Origin of the sequence: Sphingomonas sp. NFX23, from assembly GCF_049887795.1 — a bacterium.
Lineage (GTDB): Bacteria > Pseudomonadota > Alphaproteobacteria > Sphingomonadales > Sphingomonadaceae > Sphingomonas.
The window spans coordinates 337,723-361,783 of sequence record NZ_JAGEKH010000002.1; the positions used below are offsets into that span (position 1 = coordinate 337,723).

At 67.1% G+C, this 24,061-nt stretch carries 21 protein-coding genes; 7 read left to right on the plus strand and 14 right to left on the minus strand.

From position 1 onward, the window contains the following. Positions 1-345: 345 nt before the first annotated feature. Positions 346-870, minus strand: a complete 525-nt coding sequence (gene def, locus J4O76_RS05510) for a peptide deformylase (RefSeq protein ID WP_426280727.1) — start codon at positions 868-870, stop codon at positions 346-348. A gap of 46 nt (positions 871-916) precedes the next feature. Next, entirely contained in the window at positions 917-1,513 is a 597-nt protein-coding gene (gene recR, locus J4O76_RS05515) for a recombination mediator RecR (protein ID WP_056052820.1), read from the minus strand. Positions 1,514-1,566: 53 nt separating this feature from the next. Between recR and fmt the strand changes: the two genes are divergently transcribed. Both fmt and truA read left to right on the plus strand, forming a co-directional pair. Further along, a complete protein-coding gene (fmt, locus tag J4O76_RS05520) occupies positions 1,567-2,493 on the plus strand; it encodes a methionyl-tRNA formyltransferase (RefSeq protein ID WP_426280729.1) in 927 nt (308 codons plus the stop codon). After that, positions 2,490-3,230 (plus strand): tRNA pseudouridine(38-40) synthase TruA, encoded by a 741-nt coding sequence (truA, locus tag J4O76_RS05525; protein ID WP_426280730.1) that lies wholly within the window; start codon positions 2,490-2,492, stop codon positions 3,228-3,230. The genes fmt and truA overlap by 4 nt, the downstream gene beginning before the upstream one ends. A 69-nt stretch (positions 3,231-3,299) precedes the next feature. Here truA and J4O76_RS05530 read toward each other — a convergent pair whose 3' ends face one another. Genes J4O76_RS05530 through ilvD form a run of 4 tightly spaced genes read right to left on the minus strand, consistent with a single transcriptional unit; the run spans position 3,300 to position 8,089 of the window. Continuing rightward, positions 3,300-4,508: a class I SAM-dependent RNA methyltransferase gene (locus J4O76_RS05530; RefSeq protein WP_426280732.1), complete on the minus strand. Its 1,209-nt coding sequence runs from the start codon at positions 4,506-4,508 to the stop codon at positions 3,300-3,302. Beyond that, positions 4,505-5,983: an NAD(P)H-hydrate dehydratase gene (locus tag J4O76_RS05535; RefSeq protein WP_426280733.1), complete on the minus strand. Its 1,479-nt coding sequence runs from the start codon at positions 5,981-5,983 to the stop codon at positions 4,505-4,507. Before J4O76_RS05535 ends, J4O76_RS05530 begins: the two co-directional genes overlap by 4 nt. After that, entirely contained in the window at positions 5,980-6,387 is a 408-nt protein-coding gene (locus J4O76_RS05540) for a hypothetical protein (RefSeq protein WP_426280735.1), read from the minus strand. Before J4O76_RS05540 ends, J4O76_RS05535 begins: the two co-directional genes overlap by 4 nt. Continuing rightward, on the minus strand, positions 6,368-8,089 hold the full coding sequence (ilvD, locus tag J4O76_RS05545; RefSeq protein ID WP_426280736.1) for a dihydroxy-acid dehydratase: 1,722 nt from the start codon (positions 8,087-8,089) through the stop codon (positions 6,368-6,370). Before ilvD ends, J4O76_RS05540 begins: the two co-directional genes overlap by 20 nt. Here ilvD and J4O76_RS05550 point away from each other — a divergent pair. After that, entirely contained in the window at positions 8,088-8,216 is a 129-nt protein-coding gene (locus J4O76_RS05550) for a hypothetical protein (protein ID WP_426280737.1), read from the plus strand. The genes ilvD and J4O76_RS05550 overlap by 2 nt on opposite strands. Positions 8,217-8,425: 209 nt before the next feature. On the opposite strand, the gene J4O76_RS05555 is transcribed toward J4O76_RS05550, so the two are convergent. The 7 genes from J4O76_RS05555 to dapA form a co-directional block, all read right to left on the minus strand. Continuing rightward, positions 8,426-8,776, minus strand: coding sequence for a response regulator (locus J4O76_RS05555; protein ID WP_426280738.1), 351 nt, complete (start codon positions 8,774-8,776; stop codon positions 8,426-8,428). A gap of 49 nt (positions 8,777-8,825) precedes the next feature. Beyond that, entirely contained in the window at positions 8,826-11,201 is a 2,376-nt protein-coding gene (locus J4O76_RS05560; RefSeq protein WP_426280740.1) for a response regulator, read from the minus strand. Positions 11,202-11,491: 290 nt separating this feature from the next. Further along, positions 11,492-13,534, minus strand: a complete 2,043-nt coding sequence (locus J4O76_RS05565) for a M13 family metallopeptidase (RefSeq protein ID WP_426280741.1) — start codon at positions 13,532-13,534, stop codon at positions 11,492-11,494. Positions 13,535-13,679: 145 nt separating this feature from the next. After that, entirely contained in the window at positions 13,680-15,746 is a 2,067-nt protein-coding gene (locus J4O76_RS05570) for a M13 family metallopeptidase (protein WP_426280743.1), read from the minus strand. A gap of 82 nt (positions 15,747-15,828) precedes the next feature. Further along, positions 15,829-16,398 (minus strand): DUF2062 domain-containing protein, encoded by a 570-nt coding sequence (locus J4O76_RS05575; RefSeq protein ID WP_426280744.1) that lies wholly within the window; start codon positions 16,396-16,398, stop codon positions 15,829-15,831. Positions 16,399-16,401: 3 nt separating this feature from the next. Next, positions 16,402-16,884 (minus strand): SsrA-binding protein SmpB, encoded by a 483-nt coding sequence (smpB, locus tag J4O76_RS05580; protein WP_055879372.1) that lies wholly within the window; start codon positions 16,882-16,884, stop codon positions 16,402-16,404. A gap of 387 nt (positions 16,885-17,271) precedes the next feature. After that, positions 17,272-18,156, minus strand: a complete 885-nt coding sequence (dapA, locus tag J4O76_RS05585; protein ID WP_426280745.1) for a 4-hydroxy-tetrahydrodipicolinate synthase — start codon at positions 18,154-18,156, stop codon at positions 17,272-17,274. Between the two features lie 102 nt (positions 18,157-18,258). Between dapA and J4O76_RS05590 the strand changes: the two genes are divergently transcribed. From J4O76_RS05590 to J4O76_RS05605, 4 genes are all read left to right on the plus strand, one after another. Then, positions 18,259-20,244 (plus strand): lytic transglycosylase domain-containing protein, encoded by a 1,986-nt coding sequence (locus J4O76_RS05590; RefSeq protein WP_426280746.1) that lies wholly within the window; start codon positions 18,259-18,261, stop codon positions 20,242-20,244. Between the two features lie 72 nt (positions 20,245-20,316). After that, positions 20,317-20,793, plus strand: coding sequence for a transcription elongation factor GreB (greB, locus tag J4O76_RS05595; RefSeq protein WP_426281102.1), 477 nt, complete (start codon positions 20,317-20,319; stop codon positions 20,791-20,793). 234 nt (positions 20,794-21,027) lie between these two features. Continuing rightward, positions 21,028-21,408 carry a DoxX family protein gene (locus tag J4O76_RS05600; RefSeq protein WP_426280747.1) on the plus strand — a complete coding sequence of 127 codons (381 nt, stop codon included), beginning with the start codon at positions 21,028-21,030 and terminating at the stop codon, positions 21,406-21,408. Positions 21,409-21,418: 10 nt separating this feature from the next. Then, positions 21,419-22,183, plus strand: a complete 765-nt coding sequence (locus J4O76_RS05605; protein WP_426280748.1) for an NYN domain-containing protein — start codon at positions 21,419-21,421, stop codon at positions 22,181-22,183. Positions 22,184-22,312: 129 nt separating this feature from the next. Here the strand turns inward: J4O76_RS05605 and J4O76_RS05610 are convergent, their stop codons facing one another. Next, a complete protein-coding gene (locus tag J4O76_RS05610) occupies positions 22,313-23,710 on the minus strand; it encodes an MATE family efflux transporter (protein WP_426281104.1) in 1,398 nt (465 codons plus the stop codon). Positions 23,711-24,061: the final 351 nt, after the last annotated feature.

The window sequence follows — 24,061 nt, forward strand, 5'->3', positions numbered from 1 at the left end:
GGAGCCGTCATGCGTGGAACATACGTCGAACGGCTGATGTAGGACAATCGGAATATGTTGTTCTCCCGCGGAGGCGGGAGTCCAGGGTTACGGGCGGTGGCGCTCGTGGTCCTGGGCCCCCGCCTTCGCGGGGGAACTAGAGGGCGGGCGACACCTTCTCCACCAGCGCCACCCCGGCGGAGGCCGGGGCCCAGTTGGGAGACGTCGCTAACTGAGCGCGGCCCGTAGTTACTGCGAACTTTCCAACTGGGCCCCGGCCTTCGCCGGGGTGGTCGCGTGTTGGGCGAACGAGCCGCACTTTCAGGCGCCCACTCTCGGCACACACAGCGCCGACACCCACGCCCCTCACCCCAGCTTGCGCTGCTTCGCCAGCTTCTTCATGACCATGTCGCGCTTCAGGCGGCTGATGTGGTCGATGAACAGCACGCCGTCGAGATGGTCGATCTCGTGCTGCATGCAGGTCGACAGCAGGCCGTCGAAATCCTCCTCATGCGCCGCGCCGGTCTCGTCGAGCCACTTCACGCGGCACCGCGCCGGGCGCGCCACCTCGGCATATTGCTCCGGGATCGAGAGGCAGCCTTCGTTGTAGGTGGAGACCTCGTCGCTGACCGACAGGATCTCGGCGTTGATGTACGCCTTGGGGTTCTTGATCGGCTTGTCGTCCTCGTCCTTCTCCTCTTGGAGATCGATGACGAGAACTCGCTTCTGCACGCCGACCTGGGTCGCGGCGAGGCCGATGCCGTTGAAGTCGTACATCGTCTCGATCATGTCGGCGACGAGCGTGCGGGTGGAGTCGTCGACCGTCTCCACCGGCTCGGCGACGAGGCGCAGGCGGGGATCGGGGACTTCGAGAACGGTCATGACGGTCATAGCGCGTCCGCTAAGGTACACGTGCCGGGTGCGTCAAGCACCTGGCTCAAGCCATCGGACGTCGTGCGCGCAATGCCTGCGCCAGCGTGCCCTCATCGAGATAGTCGAGTTCGCCCCCTACTGGGAGGCCGTGCGCGAGTTGCGTGACGCGGACCGGGAAGCGTTCGATGCGCTCGGCGATGTAGTGCGCGGTGGTCTGGCCTTCGAGCGTGGCGTTCATCGCGAGGACGACTTCGTCGATGCCGCCGGCTTCGATGCGGCGGACGAGGCTGTCTATGCTCAGGTCTTCGGGGCGGATGCCTTCGAGTGCGGACAGCCGCCCGCCGAGGACGTGGAAGCGGCCGGGGAACAGCCGCGATCGATCGAGCGCCCAGAGGTCCGCGACTTCCTCGACCACGCACAGCGAACGCTGGTCGCGGCGCGGGTCGGCGCAAATTGCGCAGGGGTTGGTGGTGTCGACGTTGCCGCAGGTCGAGCAATTCTCCAGCCGCTCGTCGACCGCGGTCAGCGCCTCGCGCAACGGACCCAGCGCCGCATCGCGCTTCTTGAGCAGATGAAGCACGGCACGACGTGCGGACCGGGGGCCGAGGCCGGGGAGCCGGGCCAGCGCCTGCGTCAGCGCCTCGATCTCGGGGGATGCCATAGGGAACAGATAGGGGGTTGCGCGGCTCCCCGCCAGCGTGTTCGAGAGGGGCCATGCGGATCATCTTCATGGGAACGCCGGACTTCGCAGTGCCGGTGCTGGAGGCCCTCGTCGCGGCGGGGCATGAATTGGTGGCGGCGTATTGCCAGCCGGCTCGGCCGGGCGGGCGGCGTGGGCGAGAGCTAGTGCCGTCGCCGGTGCAGCTTCGGGCCGAGGCGCTGGGGATCGATGTGCGGACGCCGGTGTCGTTCAAGGCGTCTTTGCCGGAGGGGCTGGAAGCTCGCGAGGCGTTTGCGGCCTTGGGCGCGGATGTGGCGGTCGTTGCGGCCTATGGTCTTATTCTGCCGCGCGCGGTGCTGGAGGCGCCGCGGTTCGGGTGTCTGAACGTGCATGGGTCGTTGTTGCCGCGGTGGCGCGGGGCGGCGCCGGTGCAGCGGGCTATCCTCGCGGGCGATGCCGAGACGGGCGTCGGGATCATGCAGATGGAGGCGGGGCTGGATACCGGGCCGGTAAGGCTCGAGGGACGGACGCCGATTGTCGGCAAGACTGCGGGGGATCTGACGTCCGAACTCTCCGCGATGGGAGCTCGGTTGATGGTCGAGGTGCTGGGCGATCTCGACGCCTACCCTGCCCGGCCGCAGCCCGAGGAGGGCGTTACCTATGCGGCGAAGATCGACAAGGCGGAGGCGCGGATCGATTTCGAGCGATCCGCGGTCGAGGTCGAGCGGCTAGTGCGGGCGATGAACCCGGCGCCGGGGGCGTGGTTCGAGCATGCCGGCGAGCGGGTGAAGGTACTGGCCGCGGACGTGTTGCCGTTCTCGTTTCTTGGGTGCGAGGGGCTGACGGTGAATGCCGAGCTGACGATCGGGTGCGGCGACGGGGCGATACGGCCGACCCTGGTGCAGCGGGCGGGGCGCGGCGTCACCTCTGCCACGGAATTGCTCCGGGGGTTTCCGATCCGGTCGGGGACGCAGCTTTGACGCGGTTCGCGTTGACGGTGGAGTTCGACGGGCGGCCGTTCATGGGCTGGCAGCGACAGAAGCACGGGCCGAGCGTGCAGGCGGCGCTGGAGGCCGCGGTGTTGAAGATGACCGGGGAGACCGCGTCGGTGCAGGCGGCGGGGCGGACCGATGCGGGCGTGCACGGGATGGCGATGCGCGCGCACGTCGACATCGCGAAGCCGCTCGCCGCGTTTCGGTTGATGGAGGGGCTGAATGCGCTGGTGAAGCCCGCGCCGGTGTCTGTGCTGGCGTGCGAGGTGGTCGACGACGATTGGCATGCGCGGTTTTCGTGTGTCGGGCGGTCTTATGAGTACCGGATCGTCAACCGGCGATCGCCGTTGACGTTCGAGGCGGGGCTGGCTTGGCAGGTGCCGCAGTTGCTGGATGCAGACGCGATGGCGGAGGCTGCGGGGGCGCTGGTCGGGCGGCATGACTTCACGACGTTCCGGTCGGCGCATTGCCAGGCGGATAGTCCGGTGCGGACTCTCGATCGGCTCGAGGTTGTGCGGGAGGGGGAGCGGCTGTTTGTCTATGCGGCGGCTCGGTCGTTCCTGCATCATCAGGTGCGCTCTATGGTCGGGTGTCTGGCGCTGGTGGGTATGGGGCGATGGGCGGTTGGCGATGTCGCCAAGGCGCTGGCGGCGAAGGATCGGGCGATGTTGGGGCTGAATGCGCCGCCCGATGGGTTGTTCTTCGTGAGTGCGGCTTACCCCTAAGCTTGTTCCCCCGCGAAGGCGGGGGTCCAGTCTGGGCCCCCGCCTTCGCGGGGGAACAAGCTTTTTCGGTTAGCGGACGAACTTTGCGGCTAGCTCGACATGCGTCGACCAGCGGAACTGGCCGACCGGCTGGACCCAGTCGATCCGCCAGCCTGCATCGCACAGCTCCTTGGCATCGCGCGCGAAGCTGGCCGGGTTGCACGAGACATAGGCGATCACTGGCGTCTTGCACTCCGCCAGCGCGGTCGCCTGTTCGCGCGCGCCCGAGCGGGGCGGATCGATCACCACGGCGTCGAAGCGATCGAGTTCGGCCACCGTCAGCGGGCGGCGATAGAGATCGCGGTGCTCCGGGTAGACCGGCCGCTGGGTCCGGTGCGCGGCGGCCTTCAGCGAGCCGAGCGCGTCGCGTGCGCCTTCGGCCGCGTAGACCTTGGCGGGGATTGCCAGTGTGAAGGTGCCGAGGCCGGCGAACAGGTCGGCGACCGTCGCTGGCTTGCCGATCGCTTCCAGGACGGCGGCGGTGAGTGCGGCCTCGCCATCAGGTGTGGCCTGGAGGAACGACGCGGGCGGGAGCGGTACGGGGACGCCGCCCAAGGTGATCGTGACCGCGTCGGGTTCCCAGCGCGTCTCGGGGCCAAGGCCGTCGTCGAAGGCTACGCGGGCGATCTTGTGATCTTCGCAGAATTTGGTGAGCGCTTCGGCGGCGGGGAGGCCTTCGGGGGCGAAGCCGGTGATCAGGATGTCCGCGCCCTGGTCGGCGAGCGTCAGGTGGATGTCCGCGCGGCGGCGGAAGTTGAGGCGCTTGAGCAGCAAACGCAACGGCTGGACGAGCGCGAACAGGCGCGGATCGAGGATCCAGCATTCCTTGATGTCGACGATCGTGTGCGCCTTCTCGGCGGTGAAGCCGAGCGTGATCTTGCCGCCCTTGGCCTCGGCGTGGAGCGTCGCGCGGCGGCGGCTGCGCTCGGGAGAGATGTGCGGGGTGCGGATCGGGGCGGACAGGTCCTGGCCGTCGAGCGCGGAGGCGATGCGGTCGGTGACGAACTCGGCATAGGCCTGGTCGTCGAGATGCTGGAGCTGGCAGCCGCCGCAGGTCGGGAAATGGACGCAGGGGGGAGTCTGGTGGTGTGGGCCGGGGATCACGGTGCCGTCGGCGGCGAGCGTGTCGCCGGGGGCCGAGAAGGCGGCGTGGCGGCCATCGGCGGTCATGCCGTCGCCGCGGGCTGCGACGCGGATGATCGTGTCGATATTCGATTCAGAGGTCGAGTCAGTGGTCATGGGGCCGCTCTGGCCGACCGGAGCGCTTCCGCCAAGTCGTCGGCGATGAAAGCCGCGCCCAATCGGCGGGCAGCGTCACTGTGGAGCCACACTCCGGCACAGGCTGCGTCGAGCGGATCGAGCCTGGCGGCGAGCATCGCGCCGATCGCGCCGGCGAGCACGTCGCCGGTGCCGGCCGTGGAGAGCCAGTCGCTGGACCCTTGCGCGATGCGGACGCGGCCGTCTGGGGCGGCGATGACGGTGTCGGCGCCTTTGAAGACAACGATGGCGTTGGCGCGGGTGGCGGCGTCGCGGGCTCGGGTGATCTTGTCGGCTTCGGATTTGCCGAAGAGCGCGTCGAACTCGCCGGCGTGCGGTGTGAGGATGACGGGGACCTCGAGCGCTTTGATTCGGTCCGGATCGAGCAGGCGGAGGGCGTCGCCGTCGATGATAAGGGGATGGCCTGTGTTTAGCGCCGCTTCAAGAAGCGCCTTGGCCGTATCGTCGCGCCCGAGACCGGGGCCGATGACGAGCGCACCAATCCGGTCGTTGGCGAGTGCATGGTCCGAGAACCGCGTGCGAACGAGCGCATGCGGCGGGCCTTGGCTGTCGCCAAGCAGCGTCACGTAGCCGGCGCCTGCGCGCATCGCAGCGAGGGCTGCAAGGTCGGCGGCGCCAGACATGGTGCCGGCGATGATCGCGACCATGCCTCGGGTGTATTTGTGCGAGTCTGGGCCGGGGGCTGGGAGCGAGGGGGTTTTGAGAACCTCGACTTGGCTGACGGTGGGAACGCCGATGTCAAGGAGACGGATCTGGCCGCAATAACGCGCGGCGGGTTGGAGAAGGTGCGCTGGTTTTACCGCGCCGAGCCCGAGGGTGAGGTTGAAGACGGGCGGCGTGCTGAGCGCCTCCCCTGAGTCGGTGGCGAGGCCGCTGGGGAGGTCGATCGCGATGCTGAGTTGAGCGGCGTTCGCGAGGGAATGGAGACACTCGACCACAGACCGTTCCCCCGCGGACGCGGGGGCCCAGGATAGGCCGCTAGATGAGCCCTTGGGATTTAGCTGGGCCCCCGCGTCCGCGGGGGAACTGCTTGAATACGAAGCGGTGGCGCGCGGTCGCGTAAGGCCGGTGCCGAACAGTGCGTCTACCAGGATCGCCGCGAGTTTCGCCTCCGCCAGCGTCTCGACCGGGCCGGACCACCCTGCCCTCGCCGACTTCGCCGCATCCGTCTTGGGTTCCGACAGCGCCGCGACACGAACCGAAACACCCATTTCCGCCAGCACGCGGGCCGCGACGTAGCCGTCGCCACCGTTGTTGCCGGGGCCGCAGAGGATCAGGACGTCGTTGGCACCGGCCAACCGGCGGACCGCGTGTGCGACCGCGGTGCCCGCGCGCTCCATCAGCGTATCCACCGAGACGCCGGTAGCGATGACCGCGTCCTCCGCTGCGCGCATTTCGGCGGCGGTGAGGACCGGCTGGCCTTCGATCCCAATCATGACGGCTTCGTCGTACCCTTGACGGTGGCCGGGAGGCGATAGCGGTTGCCGCCCAGTGCGACCTCGATGCCGTCCGTGCCCGTGATCGTGACCTTCGCCACCTCCGCGCCGTCCGCCGCGATCACCCCGCGGCCGTCCTGCGTTACCAGCAACCGACGGAAGGCTCCGTCGGGATGGCGGATCGTCAGGATCAGGCCATCCTTGCCTTGCGCCTGCTCAATCGTGCAGGTCGACGCGAACGCGGCTCCACCCTGCGCACAGGCGATACGGCTGTCCCCGGCGGTTTCAGTGCGCTGCTTTGCCGCGACCTGTTCGCTGCTCGGCTGCCCCCGCCCGCACGCTGAGAGCGGGAGCGAGAGAAGCGCGGCAACCGTCAGTAATCGTTTAGATATCCGCGTAGACATGGGTTTCGGCTGCCGCTCCAGGGTGCGTGACGGCACCCTTGTACGCGGGGCCGACGGTCTTCGCATAGCGCCAGAGTGCGCCAGAGCCGTAATCGTTGGTGCGCGGCACCCACGCGGCGCGACGCTCCGCCATGACGTCCTCGGGAACGTCGAGGTCGATCGTGCCGGCCTCGGCGTCGATGTGGATGATGTCGCCGTTCTCGACCAGCGCGATCGGGCCGCCGTCCGCTGCTTCGGGGCCAACATGGCCAATGCAGAAGCCGCGCGTACCGCCCGAGAAGCGCCCGTCGGTGATCAGCGCGACGCTCTCACCCATGCCGAGGCCGTAGAGCGCGGCGGTGGTCGACAGCATCTCGCGCATGCCGGGGCCGCCCTTGGGACCTTCGTAGCGGATGACGATGACTTCGCCCTCGTTGATCTGGCGATTCTCGACCGCGGCGAAGGTGTCCTCCTCGCAATCGAACACGCGCGCCGGGCCCGAAAACTGGAGGCGGTGCATGCCGGCGACCTTCACGATCGCGCCATCGGGGGCGAGGCTGCCGCGCAGGCCCACGACGCCGCCGGTGGGCGTCAGCGGGGTCTTGATGTCGTAGATGACCTTCTGGTCGGGGTTCCACGTCACTTGGTCGATGTTCTCGCCCAGCGACTTGCCCGTCACGGTCAGGCAATCGCCGTTCAAGAAACCACCGGCGAGCATCGTCTTCATCAGCATGTAGACGCCGCCGGCCTCGTACATGTCCTTGGCGACGTACTTCCCACCGGGCTTGAGGTCAGCGATGTACGGCGTTGTCTTGAAGATCTCGGCGACGTCGAACAGGTCGAATTCGATGCCGGCTTCGGACGCCATTGCGGGGAGATGCAGCGCGGCGTTGGTCGAGCCACCGGTCGCAGCGACGACGCGTGCGGCATTGATGAACGCCTCGCGCGTACAGATGTCGCGGGGGCGGATGTTGTCGGCGAGGCACTCCATGACCTGCGCGCCGGCCGCCACGGCGATCTGTTCGCGCGTGGTGTAAGGAGCCGGCACCATGTTGCTGTTCGGGATCGACAAACCGATCGCTTCCGCGACGCAGGCCATCGTGTTGGCGGTGTACTGGCCGCCGCATGCGCCGTGGCCGGGGCACGCGACCTTCTCGATCGCGTGGACTTCGGAGAGCGGGCACGCGCCGGCGGCGTATTTGCCGACGATCTCGAACACGTCGACGACGGTGACGTCGCGGTCTTGATACCGGCCCGGCAGGATCGAGCCGCCATAGACGAACACTGACGGGATGTTGAGGCGGAGCATCGCCATCATCATGCCGGGCAAGGACTTGTCGCAGCCGGCGAACCCGACCAGCGCGTCGTAGCAATGGCCGCGGACTGAGAGTTCGACCGAGTCGGCGATGACTTCGCGGCTCACCAACGAGGCCTTCATGCCCTGATGGCCCATCGCGATGCCGTCGGTAACGGTGATCGTGTTGAACCGGCGCGGCATGCCGCCGCCCTGGATGACGCCGGCCTGCGCGGCATCGGCCTGCGCGTCGAGCGTGGTGTTGCAGGGCGCCGAGTTGTTGCCGGCGGACGCGAGCGCGACGAACGGGCGCGCGATCTGCTCCTCGTCGAGACCCATCGCGTAGTAATAGCTGCGGTGCGGGGCGCGTTCGGGGCCGACGGAGACGTGGCGGCTCGGCAGGCGCGATTTATCGAATGTGCGGGTCATGGCGAACGCCTATGTCGCGGGAGGGGGTATTTACGCAAGAGAGTTGCGTCGATTTTTAGCGGAGGGGGACCGCTTCAATCTCGTCATCCCCGCGCAGGCGGGGATCCAGAACGGCAACGGTTCATGATATTGTTAGTGAGGTCTGCCAGTATGGGTTCCCGCCTTCGCGGGAATGACGAGGCTTAGCGGGATTACTCCCCTCCCTGGAAGGGAGGGGTTGGGGGTGGGTTGGCCTGTTGGCTGACGTCGCCCTGCCCAATCGGCCGACCCACCCCCGGCCCCTCCCTTTCAGGGAGGGGGGCAGAAGGGGGGCGCCTGGCGCTCTATCGATTAGTATCAGAGGCCTTCGAGTGCCTTCGCGACGCCGTCCATCGTGAAGGGCTTCTGCAACCGCGGACGGTCGCGGAATTCCGGGGCGACGCCGTCATCGCCGCCACCGGTGGCGAAGACGAACGGGACGCCTCTTGCCGCCAATGCCTCGGCGACTGCGGTGCTCTTCTCGCCGCCACGCAGGTTCACGTCGAGGATCGCGCCATCGACGCCGCCCTGTTCGATCCGCTTCAAGGCATCGGCGACGGTGTCGACCGAGCCCGCGACTCCCTTGTCCAATACCTCGAGGAAATCCTCCAGCATCATGGCGATCAACGGTTCGTCCTCGACGATGAGGATCTGTTGGGTAGCGGTCATATTTCTCGCATAGTCGGGATTGTTACGACTTGCCAACATCTTGTTCGAGTCAGCGTGCGGCAAGCACGTCTCGTGCCGCTTCGGCTAATTCCTGCACCGAGAACGGCTTGGGCAGGAACGCGACGTTGTCCAGATCGATCGACTTGCGCAGCTGCTCCTCGGCATAGCCCGACATGAACAGGATCGGCAGGTCGGGGAATTTCTCCCGCGCGTGGCGCACCATCGTCGGGCCATCCATCTGCGGCATGACGACGTCGCTGATCAGCAGATCGGGGCGGCCGTGTTTCTCCAGCACTTCCAGCGCGATCTCGCCGTTTTCCGCGGTCAGCACTGTGTATCCTTGCCGCGTGAGCGCGCGCTCGGCGACGGCGCGGACCATGTCCTCGTCCTCGACCAGCAGGATCGTGCCCGTGCCCCACAGGTCGACCGGCTTCGGTGCGGGCTTGATCACCACGGGTCGAGTCGCGGCGGGCGCCGAATGGACCGGCAGGTACATCGAGAAGGTCGCGCCCTGCCCCGGCTTGCTGTCGGCGAAGATGTAGCCGCCGGATTGCTTGACGATGCCGTAGACGGTCGAGAGGCCGAGCCCGGTGCCCTTGCCGAATTCCTTGGTAGTGAAGAACGGCTCGAAGATCTTGGGGAGCACGTCGGGGGGTATGCCGGTGCCGGTGTCCTGGACGATCAGCGCGGTATAGTCGGCGACGGGCAGGATATCGGACGCCATCTCGCGCACTTCGGCTGCGGGGACGGCGCGCGTGGTGATCGTGAGCACGCCGCCGCCGCGCGCGTTCGCCGAGACGATCGCGTCGCGCGCGTTGACCGCGAGATTGACCACCACTTGCTCGAGTTGGCCTGGATCGGCGCGGACGGGCCCCAAATTGCGGCCGTGCGTCATGTCGAGGCGGACGTTCTCGCCCATCAACCGCTTGAGCAGGTTGGACACCTCCGAGACTACGTCGGGGAGCTGGAGGATTTGCGGGCGGAGAGTCTGCTGGCGCGAGAAGGCGAGCAGCTGGCGGGTCAGGCTGGCGGCGCGGTTCGAATTGGTGCGGACCTGCTGGATGTCGTCGTAATCGCTGTCGCCCGGCGAATGGCGCATCAGCATCAGGTCGCAGTGACCGATGATCGCGGTCAGGATGTTGTTGAAATCATGCGCGACGCCGCCCGCGAGCTGGCCGACCGCCTGCATCTTGGTGGCCTGCGCGACCTCGCGCTTGAGGCGGGACTCCTCACTATTGTCCTTGAGGCTGAGCAGCACGGCCGCATCGCCAAGGCCACGCGCGCCGGCGATGGTGAGCGCGACCGGCTCGTCGGGGTGATCCTTGAGGCGGACCGCCATGTCGGCGGAGTGCGTCGCGCCGTTCGCGAACTTGCGGATCGCGTCGGCGACCGCGGCCTTGTCCTCGCGGACGACGAGGTCGCCAGGATAGAGCGGCGGCGCGACCGCGTTGACGCCGGCGGCACGCAGGAACGAGTCGTTCATCTGCAGGAAGCGGCCGTCGCGATCGACCAGCGCCATGCCGAACGGCATCATGCTGACGAGGCTGCGGACGTGGGCGGAGGCGCTGGCGCCGAGTGCGGGGGCGTTCTCCTCCTCGTCGAGCAGCGCGACCAGCACGGGCGCGTCGTCGCCGTCGAGGAACGGGATCTGAAGGACGCGGAGCGGCGTGCCTTCGAGGCCTTCGCGCTCGAAGCGGACGAGGCCGCGGCTGTCGGTAATCAGGAAGCGGGCGAAGTCGCGACCTTCGATCGTATCGTATTCGTCGCCGCACGCCCGCGCGCGGAGGACACGGTTGGCAGTGCGGACGCGACCGTCGGGCGAGAGTAACGCCGCCATGATGCCACTGCCGCCGAGCCGGTCGCCGGTCGGGCCGGTCAGCAGCGCGGCGAGCGTTTCGGCAAGGTCGTGTTCCTGCGCGGTGACGAAGCGCCAGACGAGCATGTCGGCATCGTCGCCGGCGCGCGCGATCTGGGCGGAGAGGCAGACGTTGCGGGCGTTCAGCCGCTCGACCTGCGCGGTGCCGTCGCGCCAGGCGGAGCGGCCGGCGTCGGCGAGTGCTGCGTTGCCGGCTTCGTCGAGCGGGAGGCCGGGGGGTGTCGGGAAGCCTTCGAACAGCGCTTCGTAGGCGTCGTTCGCGCAGACGAGCCGCCCGGCGCGGTCGGTGATCGCGAGTGCGTCGGTGCCGGCTTCGGCGACGGTGCGCGTGAGGTCCCAATCTACCGGCCGCGGCGCGTCCCGGGCGACGGGGTTGAGCAGGCGCCACGCGATCAGCGCGCCGATGACGATGATGGCGGCGGCGAAGAACCCGGCGGCGGCGATCCAGCTGCCGACGAGCAGCAGCACGATCGCGGCGGCGGCGACGCCCGAGGCTATGGCGACGAATGCTGCGTTGCGGGCGGGGGTGGGTAAAGCGAGCGATGCCATTGGGGGGAGTCATCCGCTGTTGCGGGGTTGGGCGTCAAGCGGGTTGCGGGATTGTTGGGGGCGATCACCCTTGATCCCTGCGACGCTCCCAAAAGGAAACATCACCCCGGCGGAGGCCGGGGCCCAGTTGGAAAGGTGGTCGTAACGAAGCGCCGTCCGTCGTCAGTAACGTCCCGCAACTGGGCCCCGGCCTTCGCCGGGGTGGCGGCTATGATAGGTGGGTCACAATCAACATCGCCCCTGCCGTTCCCACGCGGAGGCGGGGGAACCCGAAGTGTGCGATCCGTCCCTTACCAGATCCGGACGCGCTGCTCCGGCGTGAGGTACAGCTTCTGCCCCGGCGTCGGCTTGTATGCCGCGTACCAGGGGTCAAGGTTGCGCACGACCCAAGCGCGCTGCTGCGACGGGGAGTGAGGATCGGTCAGCAAGCGGTTGCGGAGATTGGCTTCGCGGTAGTTGCGGCGCCAGACCTGCGCCCAGCCCAGATAGAAGCGCTGGTCGCCGGTGAAGCCGTCGAGGACCGGTGCGGTCTTGCCGCCGAGCGCGGTGTGGTACGCGTCGTACGCCACCGTCAGGCCGGCGAGATCGGCGATGTTCTCGCCCATCGTGAGCTGGCCCTTCACGTGCATGCCGGGGAGCGGTTCGTACGCGTCATACTGCGCGCCGAGCTTGCCGGTGAGCGCCTTGAAGCCGGCGATGTCCTTGGCCGTCCACCAGTCGGTGAGCTGGCCCTTCGCGTCGTATTTCGAGCCCTGGTCGTCGAAATGATGGCTCAGCTCGTGGCCGATCACCGCGCCGATGCCGCCGTAATTGACCGCGTCGTCGGCCTTCGGGTCGAAGAACGGGGGCTGCAGGATGGCGGCAGGGAAGACGATCTCGACCATGCCGAAATTGGCATAGGCGTTGACCGTCATCGGCGTCATACCCCATTCCCAACGCTGCAACGACTTGCCGAGCTTGGAAATATTATCCTGGTGCTGCCATTCGTTGGCGCGCCATTCGTTGCCGAACGCATCGCCCGACGTGATCGTCAGCCCCGAGAAATCCTTCCACTGGCTCGGATAGCCGATCTTGGGCGTGAACGCGGCGAGCTTGGCGTGCGCCTTCACCTTCGTCTCGGGCGCCATCCATTCGAGCTTGTCGATCCGGCGGCCCATAGCGGCGAGCACGTTCTTGACGAGCTTGTCGGCTGCGGCCTTGGTCTCGGGCGGGAAATACTGCGCGACGTAGAGCTTGCTGACCTCGTCATCGAGCGCGCCCGAGGTGAACTGGACGCCGCGCTTCCAGCGGGCTTCCTGCTCGGGCGTGCCGCCGAGGACGGTGCCGTAGAACGCGAACTGCTCGGCGTCGAACGCCTTGGGGAGGACGTCGGCATAGCCGTCGAGCGAGCGGAGGATCAGCTGGTCCTTGAGGACGCCGATCGGCGCGGTCGAGACGAGCTTGGCGATGCCGGTGATCGCGGAGGGCTGCGCGACGATGACGGTCGGCACGGGCGTGCCGATGCCCTTGAAATACGCGGCGAAATCGAAGCCGGGCGCGCGCTTGGCGAGATCGGCGACGGTCATCTTGTTATAGGTCTTGGTGGCGTCGCGGCTGTCGACGCGGGTCCAGCTCACCTTGGCGATCTCGGTCTCGAACGCGAGCAGCGCAGTGGCACGTGCCTCGGCATTGGGTTCGCCGGCGAGGGTGAGCATCTTGACGATGTGGGCGCGGTAGGCGTTGCGCGCCTCGACCAGTTTGGCGTCGGTGCTGAGGTAGTAATCGCGGTCGGGGAGGCCGAGGCCGGACTGGCCTAGCGAGAGCGCGTATTGCTCGGGCAGCTTGTCGTCCTGGCCGACGCCGCCGCCGAACGGGCCGCCGATGCCGGCGCGGTCTGCCTCGGCGAGGAGGGCCGGATAGCCTGCGCGGTCGTTCAGCGCGGCGATCTTGGACAGCCAGGGCTTGATCGGGGCGAGGCCCTTGCCTTCGATGGTGCCGGTGTCGAGGAACGTCGCATAGGCGCGGCCGATCTTCGAGTTGGGGTCCTTCGCGGCGGTGTCGAGGATGCCGCGGGTGCGCGTCTCCGACAGGTCGGACAGGAGGTTGAACGAGCCGTAGTTCGACTTGTCGGCGGGGATCGGGGTGTTCTTGGACCAGTTGCCGTTGGCAAAGGTGTAGAAGTCGTCGCCGGGCTGGACGGACTTGTCGATGCCCTTCTCGTCGAAGCCGAAACTGCCGTATTGCGCGCCGGTCGGGGCGGGCGCTGGCTTTGGTTCAGAGGTTTGCGAGATGGCGGCGGTGACGCCGCTGATGGCGGTTGCGGCGAGTAGGCCGGCGACGATGAAGGACTTCATGGGGTTCTCCGGGAGTTTCAGATGCGCTGTGTCAAACTCACTCCGTCACCCCGGACTCGTTCCGGGGTCCACCGTTCCACGTAATCACGTCTCTCGATTATGCGGAACCGTGGATGCCGGAACGAGCCCGGCATGACGGAGGGGGTTACCAGATACGGACGCGGTTGGCGGGGGCGAGGTAGCTCTTCTCGCCGGGCTTGGCGCCGAATGCGGCGTACCAGGGATCGAGGTTGCGGACCGTCAGGACGCGCTGGTGGCCCGGCGAGTGCGGGTCGGACAGCAACGTCTGCTGAAGCGCGGCGTCGCGGAACTTGGTGCGCCAGACGCCGGCCCAGCCATAGTAGAAGCGCTGGTCACCGGTCGTGCCGTCGATGATCGGCGCCTGCTTGCCGCCGAGCGACTTGTGGTACGCGTCGTACGCCACCGTCAGGCCGGCGAGATCGGCGATGTTCTCGCCGAGCGTCAGGCCGCCCTGGATGTGCTGGCCGGGGAGCGGTTCGTACGCGTCATACTGCTTCACGAGCGCGTCGGTGAACACCTTGAAGCGCGCGACGTCCTGCGGCGTCCACCAGTCGGTAAGCTTGCCGTTGAGGTCGTATTTGCGGCCCTGGTCGTCGAAATGGTGGCTGATCTCGTGACCGATCACCGCGCCGATGCCGCCGTAATTTACCGCCGGGTCCGCCTTCGGATCGAAAAACGGCGGCTGGAGGATCGCGGCCGGGAAGACCACCTCGTTCATCGTCGGATTGGCGTAGGCGTTGATCGTCATCGGCGTCATGAACCACTCAGCCCGATCGATTGGCTGGCCGAGCTTCTTCAGGTCGCGATCATATTCGAACGCGTTGGCGCGCGACACGTTACCGACGAGATCGCCGCGCTGGATCTGGAGCGCGGAATAATCGCGCCACTTGTCGGGATAGCCGATCTTCGGGGTGAAGGCGGCGAGCTTGGCGAGCGCCTTGGTCTTGGTCTCGGGCGCCATCCATTCGAGGTTCCGGAGACGCTCGCCCATCGCCGCGATGACGTTCTTGACGAGATCGTCGGCGGCGGCCTTCGACGCGGGCGGAAAATACTTTGCCACGTACTGCTGGCCGATCGCCTCGCCCATCGCGCCCGACACGGTCGAGACGCCGCGCTTCCAGCGGACCTGCTGCTCGGGCGTGCCCGACAGCGTGGTGCCGTAGAAGGCGAAGTTGGTCTTGTCGAAATCGCTCGACAGATACGGCGCGTACGAGCGCAGCACCTTCAGCATCGCATAGTCCTGCAGGACGTTGATGGGCGTGTCGGCGAACACCTTCGCCTCGCCGGTCACCGCGCTCGGCTGTGCGACGAGGTAGAACGGACGACCGGTGACGCCCATCGCGGTCATGTACTGCGCCCAGGGGAAGCCCGGCGCCTTTGCCGCGAAGTCGGCGGCGGTCCATTTGTTGTAGGTCTTGTCGGCGTCGCGGCTCTCGATCCGCGTCCAGTGCGCGGTGGCGAGGCCCTTCTCCATGTTGAAGACGGCGGCGGCGCGAGCGGCTGCGTTAGGCTCGCCGGCGAGCGTGAGCATCCGCGTCAGATACGCCTGGTACGCGGTGCGGATCGTGGCGAGCTTGGCGTCGTCCTTGAGGTAGTAATCGCGATCGGGGAGACCGATGCCGCTCTGGCCGAGGCTCACGACATAGGTGGTCGGATCCTTGTCGTCCTGCTGCACGCCGACGCCGACGAGGCCGCCGACGCCCTGGCGCTGGAGCTTGGCGATCTCGGTGACGAGCGCGGTCTTATCCTTGGTCGCCTTGAGCGCGGCGAGCATCGGCTTGACGGGCGTCGCGCCCTTCGCGTTGACCGCGGCCTCGTCCATGAAGCTGGAATAGAAATCGCCGACCTTGTCGCCGGGCGTCTTGGCGGAGACGTCGAGGATCGTGCGGGTGCGTTCGAGCGACAGGTCCTGGAGGACGTGGAACATGCCGTAGGACGAGCGATCGGCGGGGATCGGCGTGGTCTTCACCCAGCCGCCGTTCGCGTAATCGAAGAAGTCGGTGCCTGGCGTCACGCTGGTATCGCGGCCCGCCATGTCGAAGCCGAATTCGCCGATCTGCGGCTTGTTGGCGTCCTTGGCGGCGACGGGGCCCTTCGCAGCTTTGGCGAGGGTCGGCGACGGGGCACTGGTTTGGGCGAAGGCCGATGCGGCGGACGCGAGCAGGATCACGGTAACAATCGACTTACGCATCAAGAACCTCGGAAAAGATCTTCAGGATGCGGTGTGTTCTACGCCGATAGGACGGTCCGTCAATTCCAACCGGTGTCAAATGTTACGAAACATGACCGTGGCGATTGTCGTGGCGGTGCCGCCACTTGCGCGCGATCCACAGCCGCCAGCCGAGCGCGCTGAGCGCGTAACCGCCGACCGAACACACGACCGTGATGACCAGCAGACCGAGCGCGGTAGCGGGCCCCGCCTGCATCAGCCACGGGATCCATTCGGTGCGCGCCGCGGCATCCGCGACGGGCTGGCCGGGGACGTGCGCGTCGAGCCGCAGCAAGGACGAGCCGATCCAATAGGCCGCGATCCAGAGCGGCGGCGTGGTCAGCGGGTTGGTGATGAAGGTGGTCAGCGCAGCGGTCGGCACGTTGGCGCGGAACGGCAGCGCGAAGATCGCCGCGACCGGCGTCTGCGCGACCGGGATCAGGATGCCCGCGACCATCCCGAGCGCGACACCGCGCGGAACGGAACGGCGGGTGAAACGCCAGAGCTCGGGCGCGAGGACGCGGTGCGCGACCGGGCGGAGAAGACGGTTCCGCTCCATCGATTCGCGGGTCGGCAAGTTGCGATGCGACCACGCCGCGAGGCGCCCGAAGATACTGCCCGGCGCCTTCGACACAGGCTATCCGCGATCCCGCATGATCCGGCCCTGCTCCCGCTTCCAGTCCTGTTCCTTCACCGAATCGCGCTTGTCGTGGTTCTGCTTGCCCTTGGCGAGCGCCAGTTCGATCTTCGCGCGGCCCTTTGAATTAAAGTAGATCATCAGAGGCACGAGCGTCATGCCCTGGCGCGCGACCGCGCCGAACATCTTGTTGATCTCACGCTCGTGGAGCAGCAACTTGCGCGGCCGCTTGGGCTCGTGGTTGAAGCGGTTCCCGTGGCTGAATTCGGGGATGTTCGAATTGACCAGAACGACGTTCTTGCCCTTCACCTCGGCATAGGCCTCGGCGATCGAGCCCTCGCCGCCGCGCAGCGCCTTCACCTCGGTGCCGGTGAGCGCGATGCCCGCTTCGAACACCTGCTCGATGTAGTAGTCGTACCGCGCGCGCCGGTTCTCGGCGACGATCTTGGTCTTCTCGAAGGTAGGGGGTTTGGGACGTGCCATGGGACGCGCGATGTAGGAGGTCGCGAGGCTTAGGGGAAGCGGTGGGGTGCTATTGGCGCAAACAAACGCCGTTCTCCTGCGAACGCAGGAGGCCAGGGTTACACGCGGCGGTATTCGTGACCCTGGGCTCCTGCTTTCGCAGGAGAACGGCAGTTAAGGTCAAACCAGACCGGTGTGCGCCAACGCCGCATCGGCCACAGCCCGCAATGCTTGGGGGAAGCGGTGGTGGTGACTTCTAGTTGGTCCTGCCCTCCTCTTCTTCGCCCATCCCTGGAAGGGAGGGGTTGGGGGTGGGTCCGCTTCCTCGTGTCCTAGGGTCAGTGGCTCGAGCTGGCCAACCCACCCCCTGCCCCTCCCTTCCAGGGAGGGGGGACCGTTGCGGCCTGGTCAGATGAGGCGGGCGTGTTCGAGCGCTGCGTCGACGGCCGCGCGCGATGCTTCGCCGGCTGGGGTCATCGGTAGGCGCAGGGTCTCCGGGAAGCCCGCCCGCACCTTCGTCATCGCGTACTTCACCGGGCCGGGCGAGGCGTCGGTGAACAGCGCTTCGTGCAGGGGATAGAGCTGATCCTGATAGGCCAGCGCCTTGACGAAATCGCCCGCCTGGCACGCCGCCTGGAACTCCGCGCACAGCTTCGGCGCGACGTTGGCGGTTACCGAGATGCAGCCGGTGCCGCCCATGACGTTGAACGCCAGCGCGAGGTCGTCATTGCCCGACAGCTGGCAGAAATCCGGGCCGCATGCCGCGCGGTGCTGAGAAACGCGGGCGAGGACGCCGCTGGCATCCTTCACGCCGACGAACACGTTCGGGAACGCTGCCACGATCCGCGCGAGAGTCGCGGGCTGGATGTCCGTTACCGTCCGTGCGGGGACATTGTAGAGGATGATCGGCAGCGGGGTCGACGTCGCCAGCGCCTCGAAGTGGCGGAAAATGCCCTCCTGCCCCGGCCGGTTGTAATAGGGCGGCACCATCAGCGCGGCGTCGGCGCCGGCTTCCTTCGCGGCGCGCAGGTTTGCCGAGGCAACGCGCGTGTCGTTCGAGCCTGCACCGGCGATGACGGGCACGCGGCCCTTCGCCTGATCTACGCAGACGCGGACGACGTGGAAATGCTCGTCATACGACAGGGTGGCCGCCTCACCCGTGGTCCCGCACGCGACCAGCCCCGACGAGCCCTCGACGATCTGCCATTCGATGAAGTCGCGGTAGGCGGGTTCGTCGAAGCTGCCATCGGCGGCGAACGGCGTGACGAGCGCCGGAATAGATCCTGAAAACATGCGGTGGCCTGCGGTCCTGTTGCGCCGGATGTCTTGCAAAATCCGGATTTCGTTCAGGACAGATACGGGTTCGGGGCGTATGCTGTCCACATGGTAGCATCGATGTTTAAAACGAGCCTTCTCCTTGCAGTCGTGGCGGGGACGGTCGCCGCGTCGGGAGGCGGCCAGCAGACGCTGGATCGCTACAGCACGCAATTGGCCAATATGGGGCCCAATGCGCAGCCGATGGCAACGGATGGCGCGATCGCCTCGACCATCGCGCAGTGGCGGGCGTTGCAGCAGACGGATGCTCTGCCGTTCGACAGCTATGCGGGCTTCCTGATGGCGCACGCCGGTTGGCCGAACGAGACAGCCAACCGGCGTGCGGCGGAGCGCAAGGCGGCGACCGGATCGCCGACGAGCGTCGTCGCGTTTTTCCGTCGTTATCCGCCGCAGTCCGCGTCGGGCGGTGTCGCGTATGCGCGGGCTTTGCAGGCTACCGGCGCGCGGGATCAGGCGTATGCTGCGGTGCGGACGGCATGGCGGAGCAGCGGCCTGACGCCGACCGACGAGGCGATGGTGGTGTCGGGCTTTCCGGGTGCGCTGACGCCGGACGATCAGGATGCGCGGATGGATGCGCTATTGTGGGCGGGCCAGACCGGCGCGGCACAGCGGCAACTGGTGTGGACGAGCGCGGCGCGGCGGCCGATCTTCGAGGCGCGGTTGGCGTTCCGGACGAATGCGCCGAACGCGTCGGATATCTCGGCTTCGACGCAGACACTGTATGCGAACGACGCGGGCTATGTCGCGGACCGGGCGCAATGGTTGCGCAATTCGGGCGCCAGCCCTTCGGCGCGGTCGTGGCTGGCGCGGCCTCGGTCATTGGTGACGCGGCCGGGCAATGCCGCCGAGTGGTACGAGGTGCTCGTCACCAACGCCAATGGCGCGGCGAACGACGGGCAATACCAGGTCGCCTACGACATCGCGCGGCAGATCGACGATGCGTATCCGTATGGCGCGGACATCGCGGCAAAATCCTATGCCGAGCGCGACGAATATACCAATCTCGCCTGGCTCGGTGGACGGGTAGCGATGAAGCAGCTCGGCCGGCCGGCGGATGCGATGACGCTGTTCGACCGGTACGCGCGCGGCTCGCGCTCGCCGCAGGTTCGGTCGAAGGGGTATTACTGGGCGGGGCGTGCGGCGGAGGCGGCCGGGTTGGCGCCTCAGGCTGCTGCGTTCTACGGCCAGGCGGCGGGGTACCGCGATCAATATTACGGACAGTTGGCTAACGAGCGGACCGGACGAGCGCTGGTCGCGCCGCCTTCGGTTGCTTCCGTCGCGATCGATCCGGCGACGCGTGCGGCGTTCGATCGGCGCGAGACGGTGCGCGCGGTCAAGTTCCTCGGGCAGATCGGCGACTGGCAGGACCAGACCGCGTTCGTCCGCCAGATCGCAGCGGATGCGACGACCGACACCGATCACTTGCTCGCCGCCGAACTGTCGAAGAGCATCAACCGGCCGGACCTGGGTGTGATGGTCGGGCGGAGTGCGCTGGCGAATGGGCTCAGCGATTATTCCGCGGTCGGTTTTCCGATGGTGTCGGTGCCGGCGGGGTATGAGGACAACTGGACGATTATCCACGCGATCTCGCGGCAGGAGAGCCAGTTCGATCGCGCCGCGGTGAGCCACGCGGGCGCGCGTGGGCTGATGCAGTTGATGCCGGCGACCGCGCGCGAGCAGTCGGGGAAGATCGGCCTCACGTATAACCAGGCTGCACTGACGACCGATCCGAACATGTCGATCATGCTGGGGTCCAGCTATTTCCAGCGCGTGTACGCCAATTACGGCAGTTATCCGCTGGCGGTGGCGGCGTATAATGCGGGCGGCGGCAACGTGAACAAATGGCTCCGCACGAACGGCGATCCGCGGACCGGGGCCGTGGACATGGTCGATTGGGTCGAGGCGATCCCGTACCAGGAGACGCGCAACTATGTGCAGCGCGTGCTGGAAAATGCGGTGGTGTACGATTTGATGAACCCCGCGCGGGCGAAGAGCCGGGGCGCGGCGCGGCTGTCGTGGTATCTGGGGAAGAACCGGCCGGGTTGAGGCTGTTCTCCCGCGAAGGCGGGTGTCCAGACTGGGCTCCTGCCTTCGCGGGAGAACATGGTAGGCAAGCGCATGGATCGCCCCAACTACATAACCCCCGCCGGCTACGCCGTACTCCGCACCGAATACGAGCAACTCCTGTCGACCGAGCGCCCGGCCTTGGTTGAAGTCATCTCGTGGGCGGCAGGCAACGGCGACCGGTCCGAGAACGGCGATTACATCTACGGCCGAAAGCGCCTGCGCGAGATCGACCGTCGGCTCGGCTGGCTGTCGAAGCGGATGAAGGCGGCCAAGGTCGTCGATCCCGCGCAGCAGGAAGACCGTTCGCGCGTGTGGTTCGGCGCGTGCGTGACGGTCGCGGACGAGGATGACGTCGAGCGTGTCCTGACGCTGGTTGGTGACGACGAGACTGACGCGAGCAACGGGCGGATCGGCTGGAACTCGCCGTTTGCGCGCGCCTTGCGCGGCGCCGCGATCGGCGACGTGCGGCGCGTGGATTTGCCAGCTGGCGAACGCGAGTACGAGGTGATCGCGATCTCCTACCCCTGACGTTGCGATCCTCCCCCGCTAGGGGGAGGTGGCTGGCGCTTGCCAGACGGAGAGGGAGGTAAGGGAAACCGCTGTTCCGTTTCCTCCCCCTCCGTCACCTGCGGTGCCACCTCCCCCTTGCGGGGGAGGATCGTGAGAGTGCGCCCGTCAACGATCCGTTTCGATCTACGCGAATTGACCTCGCGCCGCCCCCGTGTGACGTTTCGCCCACGCAACGACACTCGAGGATACCCCATGCCGATACCCGCCACCTGGTCCGCCCGCCTGCTCAGCGTCATGCGCATCGTCGTCGCGCTGGTATTCTTCAGTCACGGCATCTCGAAATTCTTCGGCCTGCCGCCCTTCCCGATGCCGATGAACCCGCTGCTGTACGCCGCGGGCGGTCTCGAAGTCGTCGGCGGCGCGCTGCTGATCATCGGCCTGTTCACGCGGCCGGTTGCGTTCGTGCTGTCGGGCATGTCGGCGGTCGCGTATTTCATGGCGCATATGCCGAAGGGCCCCTTCCCGATCGCCAATGGCGGCGAGGCGGCGGTGCTCTACTGCTTCGTGTTCCTGTACCTCGCCGCAGCCGGTGGCGGTGTCTGGAGCGTGGACGCGCAGCGCGGGCGCGGCTAACCTTGCGCGCATGATCGATACCACAACGCGCAACGTCGCCCTCCTGATCGACGCGGACAATGCGTCCGCGGCGACCCTCGACCCGGTGCTGACCGTCCTTGCCGAGCTCGGCACGGTCAACGTCCGGCGGGTCTATGGCAATTGGTCGAAGCCCGCGCTGAAGGCGTGGAGCGACATGTCGATCAAGCACGGCATCGAGCCGCAGCAGCAGTTCGACCTGACCAAGGGCAAGAACGCGACCGACATGAAGATGACGATCGACGCGATGGACCTGCTGTTCCGCGGGCGCATCGACGGCTTCGGGATCATGTCGTCGGACAGCGATTTCATGCCGCTCGCGACGCGCATCCGCCAGGATGGGATACCGGTGTATGGCTTCGGCACGAGCCGCACGCCGGAAGGGTTTCGGCAGGCGTGCACGCGGTTCATTGACGTCGGCGCGCTGAACGAGACGTCGCAGGCGATGCCCGCGCCAGTGCCTGCTCCGGTGGCTGGCGAAAAGCCCGCTGCCCCGGCGCCAGTCGCTCGGCCGAAGACCGCGCAACCGATCGACGAGCAGGTGATCAAGCTGCTGATCGACGCGTATAACGCGGTGAAGCGCGACGAGAAGGGCTATGCGAGCGTCGCCGAACTCGGCCAGCTCGCCGGCAACCGCTCAAGCTTCGACGCGCGCAATTACGGGTTCAACCGGCTGTCGGACCTGATCGAGACGATTCCGAACTTCCAGCATGAGCGGCGCGAAGGTGGGCGGTCTTTCGTCAAGCGGCTGCGCTAAATCTTCCCCCCCCTCCCTGGAAGGGAGGGGTCGGGGGTGGGTCGGCTTCCGCATAACCGAACCGGGACGACACAAGCCGGCCTACCCACCCCCAGCCCCTCCCTTTCAGGGAGGGGAGCGCGGTTCGCCTCACCCCGTAGGCTGCAACCGCCCGCCCGGCTCGCTCATGCCGTGCGCCTGTTCCTCGCTGTCGTCGGGTACGATCAGCGCGCCTTTCCGCCAGTTGCCGTAGCGATAATACCACGCCGCGATCGCCAGCGTCGCGAGCGATCCCAGCGGGAAGCTCCACCACAACGCATCCGCCCCAAGCCACGGCTTTGCAAGCAACGCAAAGCCGATCCGCACCGGATACAGCGCGACGATCAGCGCGATCAGCGGCGCGATCACTGCGCCGTTCGCGCGGACGGTCGAGAACAGCACCATCGTCGCGCCGAACAGGATGAAGTTCCAACTCGCGATCAGCTGGATATGCCGCGCGATCGGCAGCGCGGGGCTCGCGCCGCCGATGAACAACGTCATCACCGGACGATCAAACAGGAGCACCACGCCGACCATCGCACCGGTCAACGCGACATTGAAGAGCAGGCCGTACTTCGTGATGTCGCCGACCCGGTCCCAGCGACCCGCACCGATATTCTGTGCCGCCATCGAACTGACCGCTGCGCCGATCGCCAGCGCGGGCATCTGGATATAGGTCCACAGTTGCTGCGAGACGGCATAGGCCGCCGCGGTATCGACGCCGAGCCGGTTGACCAGCCCGACCATCGCGAGGCCGGCGGTCGACATGACGAGCATCTGCGCACCCATCGGCAAGCCTTTCCGGACGATCGTGCCGGTCAACGCGCGCTCGGGGATGAGGTAACGGAGTTCGTTGCCGCGTAGCCGCAATGGCAGGTCGCGCTTGTAAATGTAGACGATCAGCCCGAGCAGCGAAACGTGGCTCGCGACCAGCGTCGCCATCGCCGAGCCCGCGATCCCCATCTGCGGGAACGGTCCGATACCGGCGATCAGCAACGGGTTGAGCCCGCTGTCGAGGATCGCGCTGAGCAGCATGAACCAGAGCGGCGTCATCGAATCGCCGGTCCCGCGGAGGCCCATCATCAGCAGCACCATCATCATCGACGCGGGCAGCCCGAGGAAGATCACGCGCAGATAGGCGAGCGCGAGCGGCATCGCGTCGCCGGGGGTGGCGAGCAGATGCAGAATCTCGGGCGCGAACACCCAGCCGAGCGCGGCGATCACGATCGCTCCGCCGAGGACCAAGCCGACCGCGGAGCCGAACGCCCGGCGTGCGCCTTCGAGATCGTGGCGGCCGAAGCTCTGGCCGACCAGGATGGTCGCCGCCATGCCGAACCCGAACACCGCGCCGAACGTCAGGAACATGATGATGTTGGCGTTGGAGGTCGCGGCGAGCGCGCCCTCGCCGAGATACCGTCCGACCCAGATCGCGTTGATCGAGCCGTTGAGCGACTGGAGGATGTTCGAGCCGAGCGTCGGGAGCGCAAACGCTAGGAGCGTGCGGCCGATGTGTCCGGTGGTGAGGTCGCGCTGGCCTGGCTTGCCGCGCGGGCGATCGAGATTTGGGCTTAATGGCGCGCGTGGGTCGGCGCTGGTCTCGACGTCGGGTGGAAGGTCGCTCACACAGTCTCTCCGTCAGGCCGAACTCGGTCCGGCATATACCGGTGAACGGGCAGGCGCCCTGTTATGTCGAGTGCCTAGCCGCGGATTGAACTCCGGAACAAGCCGGTAGGTCCCGAGCCGGGAGCGAAGCGTATTTTGTTTCCCCGCGAAGGCGGGGGCCCAGACTGGGCTCCCGCCTTCGCGGGAGAACAAGATGACAGGGACATACCCTACGCCGTAGAGCCGCCCCTCCCGAAC